Raw genomic sequence first — 16435 nt, 5'->3', positions numbered from 1 at the left:
GCTTCTGAAGAGGAAAAAATGCGGGCAGGTCTGCTACTTGAACAGCGCCAGGGCTTTGATAAACGTTTGGGCAACGCCCCAGGCCAGCGGGATGCCCACAAATAGCCAGGCAATGGCCAGGGCTGCTCCCGAAGAAGGCTCGGGGTAGCGGTACGATTTACGGTAGGTTCCATGGGAAAGATGAAGAAGATGAGAGCTGAGCCGTGGCCAACTAAACGAACAAACTGCTAGGCCACAGCCTTTTGCGGGGCTGCTTCCTTTTCGAAATACTTCTCCGCAACGGGCCGCACCAGGAAGTTGGCAATCAGACCGATAACCAGCACGCCGGCCATGGTATAGAACACCGACTGATAGGCGGCGGCGCCTTCCAAGTTCTGCTCTTTGGCGCTGCTATGCAGGTAGTTAACAATCAGAGGGCCCAGCACGCCGGCGGTGCTCCAGGCGGTAAGCAACCGGCCATGAATAGCGCCTACCTGCATTTTACCGAACAAGTCGGATAAGTAAGCCGGGATGGTAGCAAACCCGCCGCCATACATGCTCAGAATAACGCAGCACACAACCACAAACAGCGCCAGTGAGGCGCTGGCGCCCAACGTGGGCACCAGGGCATACAGTAAAATCCCCAGCCCAAAATAAATAGCGTACGTGGTTTTGCGGCCTAGCTTATCAGAAGCCGACGACCAGAAAAAGCGGCCCAGCAGGTTAAACAGGCTCAGTAGACCCACAAAGCCGGCCGCTGCCGCCGCCGTTACGCCCCGGCCAGCGCCCAGGTTTTTATCGGAAAAGGCTTCCTGAATAAGAGGAGACGCCGATTCCAGCACGCCAATGCCAGCGGTTACGTTCATGCACAGCACCACCCACAGCAGCCAGAACTGCGGCGTTTTAATGGCGTTGTCGGCCGTGACGTTGCCGCTGGTAATGAGGGCGTTATGTTCCGTAGACGGCGTGTAGCCAGCCGGCTTCCAGTCGTCGGCGGGCACCCGAATGGTCCAGACGCCAAACTGCATGAACAGCAGGTAGATAAGGCCCATAACGATGAAAGTGGGAGCTACGCCCTGGGGTGCCGAGTCCTTGAAACGGTCCATCAAGGCCACGGCTAGAGGAGAGCCAATCATAGCTCCGCCGCCAAAGCCCATAATGGCCATGCCGGTAGCTACCCCCGCCGGTCGGGAAACCATTTGATAAGCGTGCTCACCGGCGAAATGTAGCCGATGCCAAGGCCAATACCGCCCACGAATCCATACCCGAAATACACCAGCCAGAGGCTGTGCAGATGCACACCCAACGCCGCAATGAAAAAGCCGCCGCCAAAGCACAAGGCCGACGCCAGCATGGCTTTGCGAGGACCAACCCGCTCCAGCCATTTCCCAAATACAGCTGCCGATAAGCCCAGCAGCACGATGGCAATGGAGAAGATGATGCCAAGCTGCGCCGGGGTCCAGTCGGTCGGGGCTGGGGCATCCGGATTGCCGCTGATGAGGGAGCCCAGCGGCTTTTTAAACACGCTGAACGCATACGCCTGCCCAATAGCAAGGTGAATGGCCAGGGCTGCCGGCGGCACTAGCCACCGATTGTAGCCAGGGCCAGCAACAGTGCGGCTGCGGTCAAGTAAAGAATTGTTTGCCATGCGGGAACGGGTGTTTTTTAGGTAGGTGAAAGAGCGGATTTGCCAACTGGCATCCCGAATAATGCTCGGCTGTACGCGTTGGGTGCCAATAAGGTAGGAGGCTTTAGGAGGCTTTTTTAGTGATTAACTCAACTATTTTTTGCTAAACAGCTATAGCTAAGCTTGTCTGCTCGCGCGGCATTTCCGGGGCTATACGGCAGGCACGCGTGTAGGTACATACCAGCAAGCCAGCTTCCGGCACGAATGGCGCCTACCAGTCGGCCGCCTATTTACTCCGTAGCCGATTGGCCCAGCAGCCACCCCGCGGCCCCCGCGCTCGGCAGCGCCGTAGAAACTCCGTTAGCCCCTGCTTCATGGCCTGAGCCATGCGCTGCTGAAACTGCGGGTCCGTCAGGCGCTTCTCATCCTCGGGGTTAGACACAAAGGCTGTTTCGACGAGGGCATTTGGGTATTCAGTAGGGCCGTTCAGCCCGAAGTTGAAGCCGCCTACGTTGCCGAAGCCCGCCAGCCCCGTGGCCCGCATCTGCTCGTACAGCGCCACCGATAGGGGCCGAAACGCCACGTAGCGGTAGTAAGTGCTGGTGCCCTGTGCCGCGGCGCTACCCGAAGAGTTGACGTGGATACTGACCAGCACATCGGGGTTGAGGCGACGCAGGAGCAGCACCCGGTTGCCGTTGTCCACGGTAGCATCGGTTTCGCGGGTCATGAGCACGCGGGCCCCGGCTTGCTCCAGCTCCCGGCGCAGCTTCAGGGCAATAGCCAGGGTCAGGTCTTTCTCGCGGGCGCCGCTGGCGCCGGTGGCCCCCACATTGGTACCGCCGTGGCCCGGGTCTAGGGCCACCGTCAGGCCGCGCAGGCGTAGCTTCTGGGGCGGACGCTTCACCTTAATTTCCAGGGTGTTACCTCGGTAGCCGATGTGGTAGCCCCAGCTCTGGCGGTGGCGCAGGGGGAGCACCAGCCGGAACACATCGGGCTGTACTTGCTCGTAGCTCACGTCGCCCAGCTCCCGTAGGCCGTCGCGCTGGGTTATCCAGTTGGTGTTCGAGGTAGCCCCAAACACATCCACCACCAGCCGACTGGGTTCAGTGAGCAGCTGGGAGCGGTAGGGCAGGCGCTGACCAAGCGACATACGCACGTAGTCATAGACCGAGTCGCCCTGCACGCTCCAGGAACCCGTTAGGGCGGCGGGCACGAAGCCACCCGGCGGCAGCAGGCGCACTACCTCCTGGGGCACCCAGGCTAGTTGGGTAGCACTCAGCTGCACGCGGTACTGGTTGCCTACCCTCCCCGTCAGGTGCAATACCACCGCCGAATCGAGGTAGCCGAGTTTGGCCCCGCCTAGCCGGTCTTCGCCCAGACCGTAATTGAGGTAGGCCAGCTCGCCCTTGGTGAGAGCTAGTTGGGGCTCATTCGGGTTCAGAAACCGGACGGTATGCCGGCTGAAAGCCGTGGCCATAAGGCTGTCCGGAGTGAGCAGTTGAAAGCTGATGCGCCGATTGAGAAGGGTGTCGCCGGGCTGCACTACGTAGGTGCCTTGGTACACCCCACGCCTGCCCTGGGCCTGCGCGGGCGGCAGTTCCGTGAGCGGTAGCCCACGCAGAAAGGTGGCCCGCAAGCCCGCAGTGCCGGTCAGGCGCACGTGCAGCCGGTCGCCGGGGCTAAGCCACTGGTCGGCGGCGGGTATGATTTCGGCGGTAGAAATTACTGGCAGGCGGGTGGCTGAGGCAGGTTGCTGGGTCTGCGCCGTAAAGCTACCCAGCACCGTCAGCAGCAGGCTGGCCCAGAGCAGGCGGGAAAGAGGAAAGGAGGACATAGGTGAAACATACAGACGAGGAAGCTGCCCGGCTCGTTGCGGTGGCGCTGGTTGGCACATGTTTACTGCTACCCCTAAACGCCAGCTAAAAAGCCCCGCCGGGAGGGCGAGGCTCAGAAGCAGAACGTGCGCAGGGTTAGGGTTGCTTTACGGCTTGGCCCAAATCCTTCACGTCGCGGCCGGTTTCCAGGGCCGTGAATTCGGTTTGCAGGGCCCGGATGTGCAGCTCGTCGCGGCCCTTGATGTCGAGGCGAATAGCCCGGAACCGCTCATTGAGGCGCCGGCTGATGGCGGTAGCATAGTCCCAGTCGCGCTGGGTCCACTCCCGGCGGTTGGCCCGCACCTGCTGCATGAATTGCACGAAAGCCGGCTCAATGGTTTGGGGCGTAAGCTGTTCAACTTCCGTGTACGTGCCCAGCAACTGGCTGGCAAAGGTGGCTTCCGCCGCTCTGTCTAGGGGCTGGCGGCTACGGGCGCGGGAGGCAGAATCGAAGCGGGCCGCCCGGCGGCCGGCCACGCGCAGTTTGGCCGCGGCCCGGTCGGCGACGGTATCCAGCTTGCGGGCTTCTTGTTTTACCATTTCCTGTCGCTCACGCGGGGTAGTGTCGCAGGCGGCCAGCAGCAATCCGACGGCGGGCAGCAAAAACAAACGGAGAGATTTCATATCGGCAAGGTATTGATTGTTGAGGTGGGAGAGTAAACGCAAGTAGGCACTATACGCAACACAGCCCACTTCTTTACGAAGCGGGCTGTGTTTGTGGGGTAGTACCGTAGTTGAAAGCGGTGCGCAAGCCCTATTGAGGCCGCAGCCGAAACGTGAAAGGCATTTCATATTTGGAAACCACGGCATGGCTGCCAATGCGAGCCGGAATCCACTGGGCCGGAATGCTGCGAGCCACCCGCAGGGCCTCTTCGTCGCAGCCGGAGCCTATACCCAGCAGCACCTGGTGGTTGGAGGCCTGGCCCAGGGTGTCCACCACGAATGAGACCAGCACCCGGCCCTGCACGTTCTTGGTTTGGGCCGCCACCGGGTAATTAAGCTTGGTCATGTAGGTAGCCAGCGCCGCATCGCCCCCGATGAAAAAGACGGGATGGGTTACGCGCTGGCGGGTCCATTCGCCGGCGGCGTTCTGCACAGAGTAGGGTACATCATCGAAGGGACGATTGAATACCAACTTCTTAGCGGTGTGGTCGTACTTTTGGGTTACTACCTGACTCCCGTCGCGGGTGTAGGCGTAGTACTCCCAAACCCCAACTTTTTGACCTTTCTCCAGCAGTCCGCTTTCTAGTTCAGACTTGCGCATTTTTTGGGCCGATGCCGCCACGGAGGAGAATACTAGAAGAGGGAGTATGAGTTGTTTCATAGAAGAGAAATGGGGGTGGGAAAAGGGGAATGCGCGCGCAGAAATGCCCGGCAGCCCCTGGCAATACCAGCGGGCTACGGGCAAAAGGGTAAGAAATAAATCTTGGTTAAGTTCTATAAGGCTCCCAGGAGCCGCGGGGCTGGGGTAGAAGGGTGGGACCATGAACGCTGGGCCAACACGGCGCAGCGCGGCTATACACGGCTGGGGGGAGTAACCGTAGGTAGAGCCTGGTCCGGGAAATCTACAAATTTCCTCCTAGTTCAGCAACTCAAGAATAGGGAAGCACTGTCAGGCTCAGCTGCTTAGCAGATTTACTCTTCCATCCGGTCGCGCAGGTCGCGCAGCTGGCTCTGCAGGCCCGGCCAGGCCGGACAAATTTTCTCTAGCCGGCCGAGTACGCGCAGGGCGCCCCGGTCGTCGCCGAGCATCCGGAGCATGGTGGCCCACCCCGACAGCGCCCCGAAGTGGCGGGGTTCCCGGCGCAGGGTTTCGCGTACATCGCGCAGGGAGGCGTTGTACTCGCCCCGCATGTAGTAGGCCGTGGCCCGCTTGTTCCAGCCCTCGGCGTAGTCGGGGCTGGCTTCCGTCAGGGAAGTAAACTCGTGAATAGCAAGGGTATAGTCGCCGGCTGAGAGGGCGCGCATCCCCGCCTCCAGGTGCTTGTCGAGCACGGGGTGGCCGGCCGTCAGCCAGATGTGCCAGATGCCATCCTGCAAGGCCTCAATTTCGGCCGGGGCCGTGGCTTCCCGCAGGCGCACAAACAGGTCGTTGAGGGTATCCAAGCGGTGAGATAGTGAAAAGGTGAGATGGTGAGTTCTACGTTCCATGGGCGCAAGTGGCGCAGTTAAAACCAAAAACTCACCATTTCACCATTGCACTATCTCACCGCTTAAAATAGAGCTGCCGCTACCCGCCGGATGCTTTCTGACTTGCCCATGCTGTAGTAGTGCAGGCAGGGCACGCCGTGGGCCATCAGCTCCTTGCTTTGGTTGATGCACCACTCAATCCCGATTTCCCGGGCCGCGGCGTTGTCGGGGGCATGGTGCACGGCGTCGGCCAGCTCTTCCGGAATGTTGAGGTAGAAGGCCCGGGGTAGCATGGTGAGCTGGCTCTTGGTGGTCAGGGGCTTGAGGCCGGGGATGATGGGTACCGTGATGCCCGCCTCCCGGCAGCGCTTCTCGAAGTTGAAGAACTGCTCGTTGTCGAAAAACATCTGGGTCACGATGTACTCGGCGCCGCGGTCCACCTTGTGCTTGAGGTAGCGCAGGTCGGCCCCGTAGTTTGGCGACTCAAAGTGCTTCTCGGGGTAGCCGGCCGTGCCGATACAGAAGTTCGTAGCCCACGTATCATCCTGTTCCTCATCCAGATACTCGCCCTTGTTCAGGTTGGCTACCTGCCCAATCAGGTCGGCGGCGTAGGCGTGCCCATCCGGGTCGGGCTTGAAATGGCCTTCCGATTTGATAGGGTCGCCGCGCAACGCCAGCACGTTATCAATGCCGAGGAAGTGCAGGTCGATGAGGGCGTTTTCTGTTTCCTCCTTCGAGAAGCCCCGCAGATCAGGTGGGGCACGGTATCCACATCGAAGCGGTTCTTGATGGCGGCGCAAATGCCCACCGTGCCGGGCCGTTTACGCACGGTTTTCTTCTCCAGAAACCCGTTGGGGTGCTGGCGGTACACGTACTCCTCGCGGTGGTAGGTTACGTCAATAAACGGCGGCTTGAACTCCATCAGAGGCTCAATATTCGAGAACAGGTTCTGGATGTTCTCGCCCTTTTTGGGGGTAGCACCTCGAAGGAAAACAGCGTCTTGCCGTCGGCGCGGGTTAGGTGTTCGGTTACTTTCATATAGGTTGGTGGTCCCGGCTCGTTCTAGTGGTTGCCTCACCCCCGGCCCCTCTCCCGTGGAGAGGGGGAGCCTGGCGACTTTTGGGAGGGGGCTGTGGTTTGGTTACAGGGCAGATTTGATAGTTGCTAGCACCTGATCTGGTTCGTGCAGTACTTGGTCGTTGGAGAAGCGTAGAATTCGGTAGCCGAGTTCCTGCAGTACTGTAGAGCGGCCCGCATCATAGTCCTGCTGGTCAGGCTGGTTGTGGATTTCTCCGTCTACCTCTACAATTAGTCTGGCTTCAAGACTCACAAAATCAACAATGTAGCGGTCGATGCTGTGCTGGCGCAGGAACTTGACGTTAGCAAGTTGTCGGTTACGCAGAGCTTGCCAAAGCTTGTTTCCAGCCTCGGTTGGGTTCCGGCGCATTTCGGCGCTGAAGCCTTTTAGGTGTTGGTGCCATTTTGATCTGTCAGCGGTTAGGCGGGCGTCGATTGCCTGATGGGTTGCCTCACCCCCTAGCCCCTCTCCGGGGGAGGGGGACTAGTTTCTAGTTTTAGACTCTGCTTAGAATCAGCTTCCCGACTCATGTAGTTGAAATCTTAGAATTAAAAGCTAGAAGCTAGTCCCCTCTCCCCGGAGAGGGGGCTAGGGGGTGAGGCCACTACAGCGCCGTTACGGGCACGCTGGCCGGGTCGTAGTTCAGGTTGGGGGCCAGCCAGCGTTCCAACTCGGCAAGTGGCATGTTCTTGCGCTCGGCAATGTCTGCTACCTGGTCCTTGCCGATGCGGCCGAGGCCGAAGTAGCGGCTTTCGGGGTGGGCGTAGTAGAGCCCGCTCACGGAGGAGGCGGGGTACATGGCCAGGTTCTCGGTGAGGCGGATGCCGGTTTTGTTCTCGGCGTCGAGCAGCTCGAACAAGGTAATTTTCTCGGTGTGGTCGGGGCAACCGGGGTAGCCGGGGCGGGGCGCACACCTTTATATTTCTCCTGAATGAGGTCCTCGTTCGTGAGATTTTCGGCCGGGTCGTAGCCCCAGAATTCCTCGCGTACGCGCTGGTGCAGGCGCTCGGCAAAGGCCTCAGCGAGGCGGTCGGCCAGGGCTTTCACCATGATGCTGGAGTAGTCGTCGTGCTCCTGCTCGTACTTCTCCAGCAGTTTCTCAATGCCCAAGCCCGCCGTCACGGCAAAGCCCCCGATGTAGTCCGCGCGGCCGGTTTCGCGCGGGGCCACAAAGTCGGAAAAGGCCAGGTTGGGCACGCCGGGGCCTTCTCGCTCTGCTGGCGCAGGGTGAAGAACTCCGTCTGGATTTCCTCGCGGCTGTCATCCTTGAAAATCTGGATGGTATCGTGGGCGACGGTGTTGGCGGGCCAGAAACCCACTACGGCGCGGGCCGTGAGCAACTTCTCGTCAATGATTTGCTTGAGCAGCTTCTGGGCGTCGTGGAAGAGCTGGGTGGCGGCTTCGCCCACATTCTCATCGGTGAGGATGCGGGGGTAGCGGCCCTTCAATTCCCAGGTCTGGAAGAAGGGCGTCCAGTCGATGTACTCCGCTAGCTCAGCCAGGGGTAGTCTTCCAGTGTTTTGGTGCCCAGGAAACTCGGCTTCACAATACGGGCAGTATCCCAGTCGGCCTGGAAGCCGTTTTCGCGGGCGACTTCAATGGGCAAATAGCTTTTCTCGCGCTGACGGCCGGCGTAGTCTTCGCGGAGCTGGCGGTACTCCTCGCGCACGGTGCGGGCGTATTCCACATCGGCGGAGCCCAGCAAAGCCGCCGCCACGCCTACCGAGCGGGAAGCGTCGTTGACGTGCACCACCGGGCCGGAGTAGTTGGGCGCAATTTTCACGGCCGCGTGCAGGCGGGAGGTAGTGGCACCCCCAATGAGCAGCGGCGTGTTGAGGCCGCGCTTTTCCATTTCCTGGGCCACGTACACCATTTCATCTAAGCTCGGGGTGATGAGGCCACTCAGGCCGATGACGTCCACCTGTTGCTTCTGGGCTTCGTCCAGAATCTTTTCCAGGGGCACCATCACGCCCAGGTCCACGATGTCGAAGTTATTGCAGGCCAGCACTACACCCACGATGTTCTTGCCGATGTCGTGCACGTCGCCTTTCACTGTGGCCAGCAATATTTTACCGGCCGTTTGCCGGTCGCCGCTTTGCTTGTCGGCCAGTAGGTAGGGCTCCAGGTAGGCCACGGCTTTCTTCATCACGCGTGCCGATTTCACGACCTGGGGCAGGAACATTTTGCCCGCGCCAAACAAGTCACCCACTACGTTCATGCCGGCCATCAGCGGGCCTTCAATCACCTCCAGTGGCCTGGCTACTTGCTGGCGCACCTGCTCGGTGTCCTCGTCAATAAACTCCGTAATACCTTTTACCAGGGCGTGCTGCAGGCGCTCGGCTACGGGCAGGCTACGCCAGGCGTCGGCTACTACCTCCGTTTTGTCCTTCTGCTTTACCGTGTCGGCGAAGTCTACGAGGCGCTCGGTGGCGTCGGGGCGACGGTTCAGGAGCACGTCTTCCACCAATTCCAGCAGGTCCTTCGGCACTTCGTCGTACACGGCCAGCTGGCTGGGGTTCACAATGCCCATATCCAAGCCGGCCCGGATGGCGTGGTAGAGGAAGGCCGAATGCATGGCCTCGCGCACTACATCGTTGCCGCGGAAGGAGAAGCTGATGTTGCTGACGCCGCCGCTGGTGAGGGCGCCGGGCAGGTTCTGCTTGATCCACCGCACGGCCTCGATGAAGTCTAGGGCGTAGTTGCGGTGCTCCTCCATGCCGGTGCCCACCGTCAGGATGTTGGGGTCGAAGATGATGTCCTCGGCCGGGAAGCCGACTTCATTTACCAGAATATCGTAGCTGCGCCGGCAGATGTCGATGCGCTTTTCCAGGGTATCGGCCTGGCCGTTCTCATCGAAGGCCATGACCACCATGGCGGCGCCGTAAGCTCGCACGGTGCGGGCCCGCTCCTTGAAGGTTTCCTCGCCTTCTTTCAAGGAAATGGAGTTGACGATGCTCTTGCCTTGCACACACTTAAGGCCGGCTTCCAGCACGCTCCACTTCGAAGAGTCCAGCATAATCGGCACCCGCGAAATGTCGGGCTCCGAGGCAATTAGGTGCAGGAAGGTGGTCATGGCCTGCTCCGAGTCGAGCATGCCTTCGTCCATGTTCACGTCGATGACCTGGGCACCGCCTTCCACCTGGTCGCGGGCTACTTGCAGGGCGGCCTCGTAGTTACCGGTCCGGATAAGGCGGGCAAAGGCGCGGGAGCCGGTCACGTTGCACCGCTCGCCCACGTTCACAAACAGGCTGTCGGGGGTGATGTTGAACGGTTCGAGGCCGGCGAGGCGGGTTACCCCACCCCGGCCCCTCCCCGGTGGGGAGGGGTGCCAGACATGTTGGTTATCCTATCAGCAGAAGCTAATCTAAGCTCCTCCCCACCGGGGAGGGGTTGGGGTGAGGCCAACCTCCGCGGTTCGTACCGCTCCGCCAGCTTGCTTAGCTCGCCGATGTGCTGGGGCGTGGTGCCGCAACATCCACCTACCACCGTCACGAGGCCTTCCTTGAGGTAGTTTTCCACCACGCCCGCAAATTCCTGGGCCGACTCGTCGTAGCCGCCGAAGGCATTCGGGAGGCCAGCGTTGGGGTAGGCGGAAATGTGCACGTCGGCAATGCGGCTCAGCTCCTTGATGTACACCTGCAGCTGGTCGGCGCCGAGGGCGCAGTTCAAACCCACGCTCAGCAGAGGCAAGTGGCGAATGGAGTTCCAGAAAGCCTCCACCGTCTGGCCAGAAAGGGTGCGGCCGGAAGCGTCGGTGATGGTACCGGAAATCATGATGGGCACTACCCGGCCACCTTCGTCGAAGAACTTCTGCACCGCGTACAGCGCCGCCTTGGCGTTCAGGGTGTCGAAGATGGTTTCAATGAGCAGGGCGTCGGAGCCGCCTTCCACGAGGCCGCGCACTTGCTCATGGTAGGCGGTAGCCAGCTCATCGAAGGTCACGGCCCGGAAGCCGGGACGGTTTACGTCGGGTGACAGGGAGGCAGTGCGGTTGGTGGGCCCGATGGCGCCGGCCACGAAGCGAGGTTTGGCGGGGTTCTGAGCTGTAAATTCGTCGGCTACCTCCCGGGCTATGCGCGCCGACTCATAGTTCAACTCATACACGATGTCCTCCAGGCCGTAGTCGGCCTGGGCGATGGTGGTGCCGCTGAACGTGTTGGTTTCCACCATGTCGGCCCCGGCCGCAAAGTAATCGGCGTGAATGCCCCTGATGATGTCGGGGCGGGTGAGGCTGAGCAGGTCGTTGTTGCCGCGCAGGGGTTTGGGATGATTCGCGAAGCGGGTGCCCCGGAAATCAGCCTCTTCCAGCTTGTGACGCTGAATCATGGTGCCCATGGCGCCGTCCAGAATCAGGACGCGCTGGGCCAGGATGTCGTGCAGCGGGAGTGGGGGCGGTGGAGGGTCGTCGACATATCGGCTCTTCTAAGAAAATCGGCAGCAAAAAAGTGCCTATCCAGAAAGAGCCGCGTGGGGGCGCGAGTCCTGTTCTTATCTTCTTCCAAACCGCCCAAGCGGCCTGGAAAGGGAATTAGCACCTTGTTTTATTTCAGGTTGCTAAGACGTCGTTGGGCCCAATCCCTCGGTCTTTCTGGATAAGTAACAGGGCGAAGATACAACTGGAATCTTCGAAATTCAATCCGGGAAGTTTTGGGAGGGAGGTAGAGGCATTCGCTTTCAGGCTGCACGCCTGCAGAAGACGCGACGCTTCGCGTCTCAGTCGTTGCTGAAGTTGTTTAACTCACATCGTCCAATGCTTACTGCTCACCGACACGACGTGGAGTGTCGCGTTTCTACAGGCGGGTAGCAACAGCAAGTTGGTGGCTTGCTGCACGGTTTGCTTCGCAGAAGTATATAGGCTTAGCTGAATGGTTCGTTGTACGGAATGGGCCTGCTCATTGAATAAAGTTCGTGCGGCCTGGCATTTTGTTCATTTTGTGGTCAATACGTTAGATGTCTGCGACTATGATGCTATCCTCTCTGTGTCAGAAATTGTTAGCGGGCTGCTTATGCCTGCTGAGCAGCTGGACGCTGGCTCAACACCAGGCCGGCTCGGGCTTGCGTGGACAGTACTACGAGGGTAAAAAGTTTGAGAAGCTAGTGCTGACTCGCACCGATGCAGCAATCGACTTCAATTGGACTGTTGGGCCCAGCGGCAACCACTTTGTGTCGCCGGGACCGGGCGTGCCGGGCGAGTACTTCTCGGTGCGTTGGGCAGGCCACGTATATGCCCCGGTAACGGGGGTGTACACCTTCCAGATTGCTACCGACGACGGGATGCGCGTCTGGATCGGCGGGAAGAAAGTGCTGGATTCCTGGCACGATCAGCCCGTAACGGTTTCCACAACCCACCTGAAAATGAAAGCTGGGAGCTACTACGCCTTGCGGGTGGAATACTACCAGAGCGACCGGGACTCGCGGGCACTACTAGCCTGGCAGCTACCCGATTTCAACACGTTCAACGAACCGCAGCCCATTCCAGCGGCTAATCTGTACTCCACTCTGCCCACCAATATTTTACTTCTCGTGGAGGCTACGCCGCCCCAGCCCAAGGCCGCGGCCTCCGTTCCGGCGGCTGCTTCCGGCGGCAAGCCGAAGCCGATTGCAAAGCCGGCCCGCGCAGCTAGCAGCCCAGCGCCCGTAGCTGCGGCCAAACCTAAATCAGCCGTGGTGCCGGTAGTGACCAGAGCAGCGCCCGCAAAAGCCGACACCGCCACCGCCCAGCTACCCGACCTAACGGCGCTGAGCAAAGGCGCGGCCGTAACGCTGCCCAACCTCTACTTTACCCAGAGCACGGCGGCTTTGCTGCCCGGCTCGCGCCCTACCCTGAATGCCCTGGCTCGCACGCTGCGCGCCCAGCCCACCATGCAGCTGGAAATAGCCGGCCACACCGATAACGTAGGCGAAGCCGCCCTGAACCTGCGCCTCTCCGAGCAGCGGGCCCGGGTGGTGCGGCAGTACCTCGTGCAGCAGGGCATCGACCCGGTGCGGCTTACGGCCCGCGGCTACGGCGGCACACGGCCAGTGGCCAATAACCGCGACCCGCAGCAGCGCCCCGCAACCGGCGCGTGGAGGTAGTGGTGCAATAGGTTGAGCAGTAACGCCCTATAGAACTATCCTTGCAAGTGGAACGAGGAGCCTGGGAATTCAGAGGCGAAACTCAGATTCTTCCTTCCACATTGGAAGGACAGTTTTTGCTTTTTGTCAGGACGGTGAAAACATTGGTGTATAGACATTAGTTGATGGGTGCTGAAACGGTACGTCATTGTTTCTCAACCATCGACTTCATCATGAGCCAAACCACCAATCTTTTCACGCCCGTGCAAGTGGGCGCGCTTTCCCTGCCCAACCGCTTTGCCATGGCGCCCATGACGCGCAGCCGGGCCACCAACGAAGGCAACGTGCCCACCGACTCCGTTGTGACCTATTACGTGCAGCGGGCTACGGCTGGCCTCATCATTTCGGAAGGCTCGCAGGTGTCGCCCCAGGGCGTGGGCTACATCAACACGCCCGGTATTTACTCCGAGGAGCAGGTAGCGGGCTGGAAGAAAGTAACCGACGCCGTGCACGCCGCCGGGGGCGCATTTTCATCCAGCTCTGGCACGTAGGCCGGGTGTCGCACCCCTTCTTCCATAAGGGTGAGCTGCCGGTAGCTCCCTCGGCCATCAAGCCGGAAGGCGCAAAAGCCTTTACCGGCCAGGGTTTCGAGGATGTGCCCACGCCGCGCGCCCTAGAGCTCAGCGAAATTCCGGGGGTAATCGACCAGTTTCGCCAAGCAGCCCGCAACGCCAAGCTGGCCGGCTTCGACGGGGCTGAAATTCACGGCGCCAACGGCTACCTGCTCGACCAGTTCATCCAGGACGGCTCCAACCAGCGCACCGACGAGTACGGCGGCAGCTTGGAAAACCGCACCCGTTTCGTGCTGGAAGTAGTGCAAGCGGTAGTCGACGAACTGGGCGCCGACCGGGTGGGCATCCGCCTCTCGCCCCAGGGCAGCGCCAGCATCCACGACTCGGACCCAGTACGCACTTTTAGCTACGTAACCGAGCAGCTCAACCAGTTCAACCTGGCCTACCTGCACGTCATTGAGGCCCTGCCTGGTCACCCGATGGCAGCCAAGCCCGGCACTCCGGCCGTAGCCGCGCACCTACGCCAGATTTTCAACGGCACCTTCATCCTCAACGGTGGCTACACCCACGACACCGCCGACAAGGCCCTGGCTAACAACGAGGCCGACCTAATTGCCTTCGGAGTACCCTTCATTGCCAACCCCGACCTGGTGGAGCGCTTCCGCGTTGGGGCGGCCCTCAACACCCCTGACCCCAGCACCTTCTACGTGCCCGGCGATAAGGGCTACATCGACTACCCCGCCCTCCAAGACCAGGGCGCGGACGTGAAAGAGCCCGTTGATTACCAGAATAACTAAGCACTAACCTGCTCGTAATCTGCTATATAAAACCCGTCTCGGCGCAAGCAGGGGCGGGTTTTTATTTGAGCAATTAGCCTCGGCCCATTCCGGTTTGCCTTCAGTGTCATCCTGAGCAGCGCGCAAATGATTGACGTAACAACGCCCTGTTCCTACGTGATAAGGTCCTTGGCAAGCGCAGGATAACACTGGAGGCGGAGCGGGTTTTCGGTTTTGGGCTCAACGCACTGTAGGCCCGGCTGTCCGGAACTGCTTAACCTAGCTTTCCAGCCGCTATTGCCCCGATTTCTTGCTAACGTGTCACTTATTACCGCTTACCGCCGTGGCTTCCCTTCTCCTGAGGAGAGGGGGCTGGGGGTGAGGCCCCGCCAGAACGACTGTTCCAACCAAGGGCATACCGGTTAGCTGTTGAGGTCGGAATCTGCGTAAGCAGAAACCTCAACTATACTTTGCTACCCAAATGGCTGCCAAGAAAACTTCTGCCTCATCTACTCCCGCTCCGTCGGCTGCTAAGGCCGCTCCGGGTAAAAAGTCGGCTGCCACGCCCGCCGCCACGAAAGCGGCCGCCGCTACCGAAGCACCCCAACCCGTGAAGCGGCCGACGGCCCAGGAAATGAAGGCGCACGCGCAGAAGCTGCCCTACCCTGCCCGGCAAGCCGATATGAAGCTGCAGCCGGCCATGGATTTCTCTACCTACCGGGCCGCGGGCAAGCTTCAAGACAAGATTGCGCTGGTGACCGGCGCTGATTCCGGCATCGGGCGGGCCGTGGCCGTGGCCTTTGCCATGGAAGGCGCCCACGTAGCGGTGCTCTACAACGAAAACACCCTGGACGCCGAAGAAACCAAGCGCCTCGTGGAAGCGCAACACCGCCAGTGCCTGCTGCTACAGCTAGATGTGCGCGACCCAGAGCAGTGCAAGCAGGCCGTGCGCCTGACCCGCAAAGAGCTGGGCGGCCTGAACATCCTGGTCAACAATGCGGCCTTTCAGATGAGCGCCGAGAAGTTCGAGGATATATCCGAAGAGCAAATCCGGCGCACCTTCGATACCAACATTCTGGGCTACATCTGGATGGCGCAGGCCGCTATACCCCACCTTAAGCAGCACGACTGCATCATCAACACCGGCAGCATTGTGGGGCTTACTGGCATCCCGATTCTGGTGGATTACGCCTGTACCAAATCGGCCATTCATGCCCTTACCAAAAGCCTGGCAACCTACCTCGGCGAGAAAGGCATTCGGGTAAACTGCGTGGTGCCCGGCCCGGTCTGGACGCCCAACATCCCCGGCACCATGCCGCAGGAAGAAATTGAAAAGTTCGGCTACGAGGTAGCCCTAGCCCGCCCGGTCAGCCCGAAGAGCTGGCTCCCGCCTACGTGCTGCTGGCCTCCCAGGACGGCTCGTTCATGACTGGCTCCTTGGTGCACGTCACGGGTGGTAAAATGAGCAGCGACCAGTAACGCCTGTCAACAGCCGCATGGTAGCCTTGCCGGCTTGTTGGGCGAGGCTTGGTGGGCCTAACGGGTTGGCGGCAAACGGGCCTTACGCGCAAAAGCATCTCATTTTTAAGTCAAAGAGGAGCTTTTATTGTTGAGTAGAAACCTTGCGCCAACCTAGCTCGTCAGGTAGGGCTACGTTCTTCTTGCTCACCGGCTGATTTCCGACCCGAATGGCTTCCCCTCACTACCCCGATGGCACCGTGCGTGCCCTGCTCCAGACCGACCTCGTGACGGAAGCTACCCGCGCCGCCCTGCTGCCCCGCCTGGATACCTCCGAATACACGCCCCAGTTTTTTGATGAGGCTACGTACGAGCTCCTGCGGGCGGTAGCGGCGCGCATTTATCCTCAGCCGGAGCGCCCCGAGCCTATTGAACTAGCCCCGGTGGTAGACAAGCGCTTGGCCCAGGGCGACTCCGATGGCTGGCGCTACGATGCCATGCCGCCCGACCGGGAAGCCTACCGTCTGGGCCTGGGGGCATCAATCAGGCGGCTCAGGTTCTGTTTCAACGGCCTTTCGGGCACCTGTCTGAACCTCAGCAAGATCAGGTTGTGGCGGCCGTGGCTAACGGCACTGCTCCCGGCGAAAATTGGCAGCACCTGCCCATCGACCGGTTCTTTGAGGAATTGCTGGCTGAGCTGGCCGAGGCCTACTATTCCCATCCGCTGGCCCAGGAAGAAATTGGGTACGTGGGCATGGCCGACGTGCCCGGCTGGCACCGCATCGAACCCAACCAGCTGGAGGCCCGCGAGCCGGAGGAGGTGAAACCGTAAGCGGTTGAACAGTTGAGTTTTCCGTGCCACGAACCTAGGCAGTGTCAGTGGCGCA

7 protein-coding genes, 5 pseudogenes and 1 riboswitch are annotated in these 16435 nt (G+C 60.4%); of the genes and pseudogenes, 4 read left to right on the top strand and 8 right to left on the bottom strand.

The window, feature by feature from the left end:
- Window positions 1-227: 227 nt before the first annotated feature.
- From MUN84_RS10560 to metH, 8 genes and pseudogenes are all read right to left on the bottom strand, one after another.
- Window positions 228-1627, bottom strand: a pseudogene (locus MUN84_RS10560) (OFA family MFS transporter).
- A gap of 265 nt (window positions 1628-1892) precedes the next feature.
- Window positions 1893-3440, bottom strand: coding sequence for an N-acetylmuramoyl-L-alanine amidase (locus tag MUN84_RS10555; protein ID WP_244698197.1), 1548 nt, complete (start codon window positions 3438-3440; stop codon window positions 1893-1895).
- Window positions 3441-3576: 136 nt separating this feature from the next.
- A complete protein-coding gene (locus MUN84_RS10550; RefSeq protein ID WP_244698194.1) occupies window positions 3577-4104 on the bottom strand; it encodes a hypothetical protein in 528 nt (175 codons plus the stop codon).
- Window positions 4105-4234: 130 nt separating this feature from the next.
- The gene (locus MUN84_RS10545; protein ID WP_244698192.1) at window positions 4235-4804 is read right to left on the bottom strand and encodes an energy transducer TonB; all 570 of its coding nucleotides are present in this window, start codon (window positions 4802-4804) and stop codon (window positions 4235-4237) included.
- 311 nt (window positions 4805-5115) lie between these two features.
- Complete coding sequence (locus MUN84_RS10540) at window positions 5116-5586, bottom strand: tetratricopeptide repeat protein (protein WP_244698190.1); 471 nt, start codon at window positions 5584-5586, stop codon at window positions 5116-5118.
- Window positions 5587-5693: 107 nt separating this feature from the next.
- A pseudogene (gene metF, locus MUN84_RS10535) lies at window positions 5694-6648 on the bottom strand (methylenetetrahydrofolate reductase [NAD(P)H]).
- Window positions 6649-6751: 103 nt separating this feature from the next.
- Window positions 6752-7123, bottom strand: coding sequence for an endonuclease domain-containing protein (locus tag MUN84_RS10530; protein WP_262920710.1), 372 nt, complete (start codon window positions 7121-7123; stop codon window positions 6752-6754).
- Between the two features lie 169 nt (window positions 7124-7292).
- Window positions 7293-11023: pseudogene (metH, locus tag MUN84_RS10525) on the bottom strand (methionine synthase).
- A gap of 150 nt (window positions 11024-11173) precedes the next feature.
- A riboswitch (SAM riboswitch) is annotated at window positions 11174-11287 on the bottom strand.
- A 363-nt stretch (window positions 11288-11650) separates the two neighbouring features.
- Between metH and MUN84_RS10520 the strand changes: the two are divergent.
- The 4 genes and pseudogenes from MUN84_RS10520 to MUN84_RS10505 all read left to right on the top strand — a co-directional run bounded on the left by MUN84_RS10520 (window position 11651) and on the right by MUN84_RS10505 (window position 16380).
- Window positions 11651-12763, top strand: coding sequence for an OmpA family protein (locus MUN84_RS10520; RefSeq protein WP_244698187.1), 1113 nt, complete (start codon window positions 11651-11653; stop codon window positions 12761-12763).
- A 164-nt stretch (window positions 12764-12927) separates the two neighbouring features.
- A pseudogene (locus MUN84_RS10515) lies at window positions 12928-14111 on the top strand (alkene reductase).
- Window positions 14112-14724: 613 nt separating this feature from the next.
- A pseudogene (locus tag MUN84_RS10510) lies at window positions 14725-15569 on the top strand (SDR family oxidoreductase).
- Between the two features lie 460 nt (window positions 15570-16029).
- Window positions 16030-16380 (top strand): gluconate 2-dehydrogenase subunit 3 family protein, encoded by a 351-nt coding sequence (locus MUN84_RS10505; protein WP_317239212.1) that lies wholly within the window; start codon window positions 16030-16032, stop codon window positions 16378-16380.
- Window positions 16381-16435: the final 55 nt, after the last annotated feature.

Source organism: Hymenobacter sp. 5516J-16 (assembly GCF_022919335.1).
Taxonomy (GTDB): Bacteria; Bacteroidota; Bacteroidia; order Cytophagales; family Hymenobacteraceae; genus Hymenobacter; species Hymenobacter sublimis.
Note: the sequence above shows the minus strand (reverse complement) of the source record. Positions and strands in the feature narration are given on the sequence as shown.

Excerpts from the sequence above, each read along its gene's own strand:
- MUN84_RS10520 (WP_244698187.1), top strand. The coding sequence starts at position 11,651 with ATGATGCTATCCTCTCTGTGTCAGAAATTGTTAGCGGGCTGCTTATGC.
- MUN84_RS10550 (WP_244698194.1), bottom strand. The coding sequence starts at position 4,104 with ATGAAATCTCTCCGTTTGTTTTTGCTGCCCGCCGTCGGATTGCTGCTG.
- MUN84_RS10555 (WP_244698197.1), bottom strand. The coding sequence starts at position 3,440 with ATGTCCTCCTTTCCTCTTTCCCGCCTGCTCTGGGCCAGCCTGCTGCTG.
- MUN84_RS10545 (WP_244698192.1), bottom strand. The coding sequence starts at position 4,804 with ATGAAACAACTCATACTCCCTCTTCTAGTATTCTCCTCCGTGGCGGCA.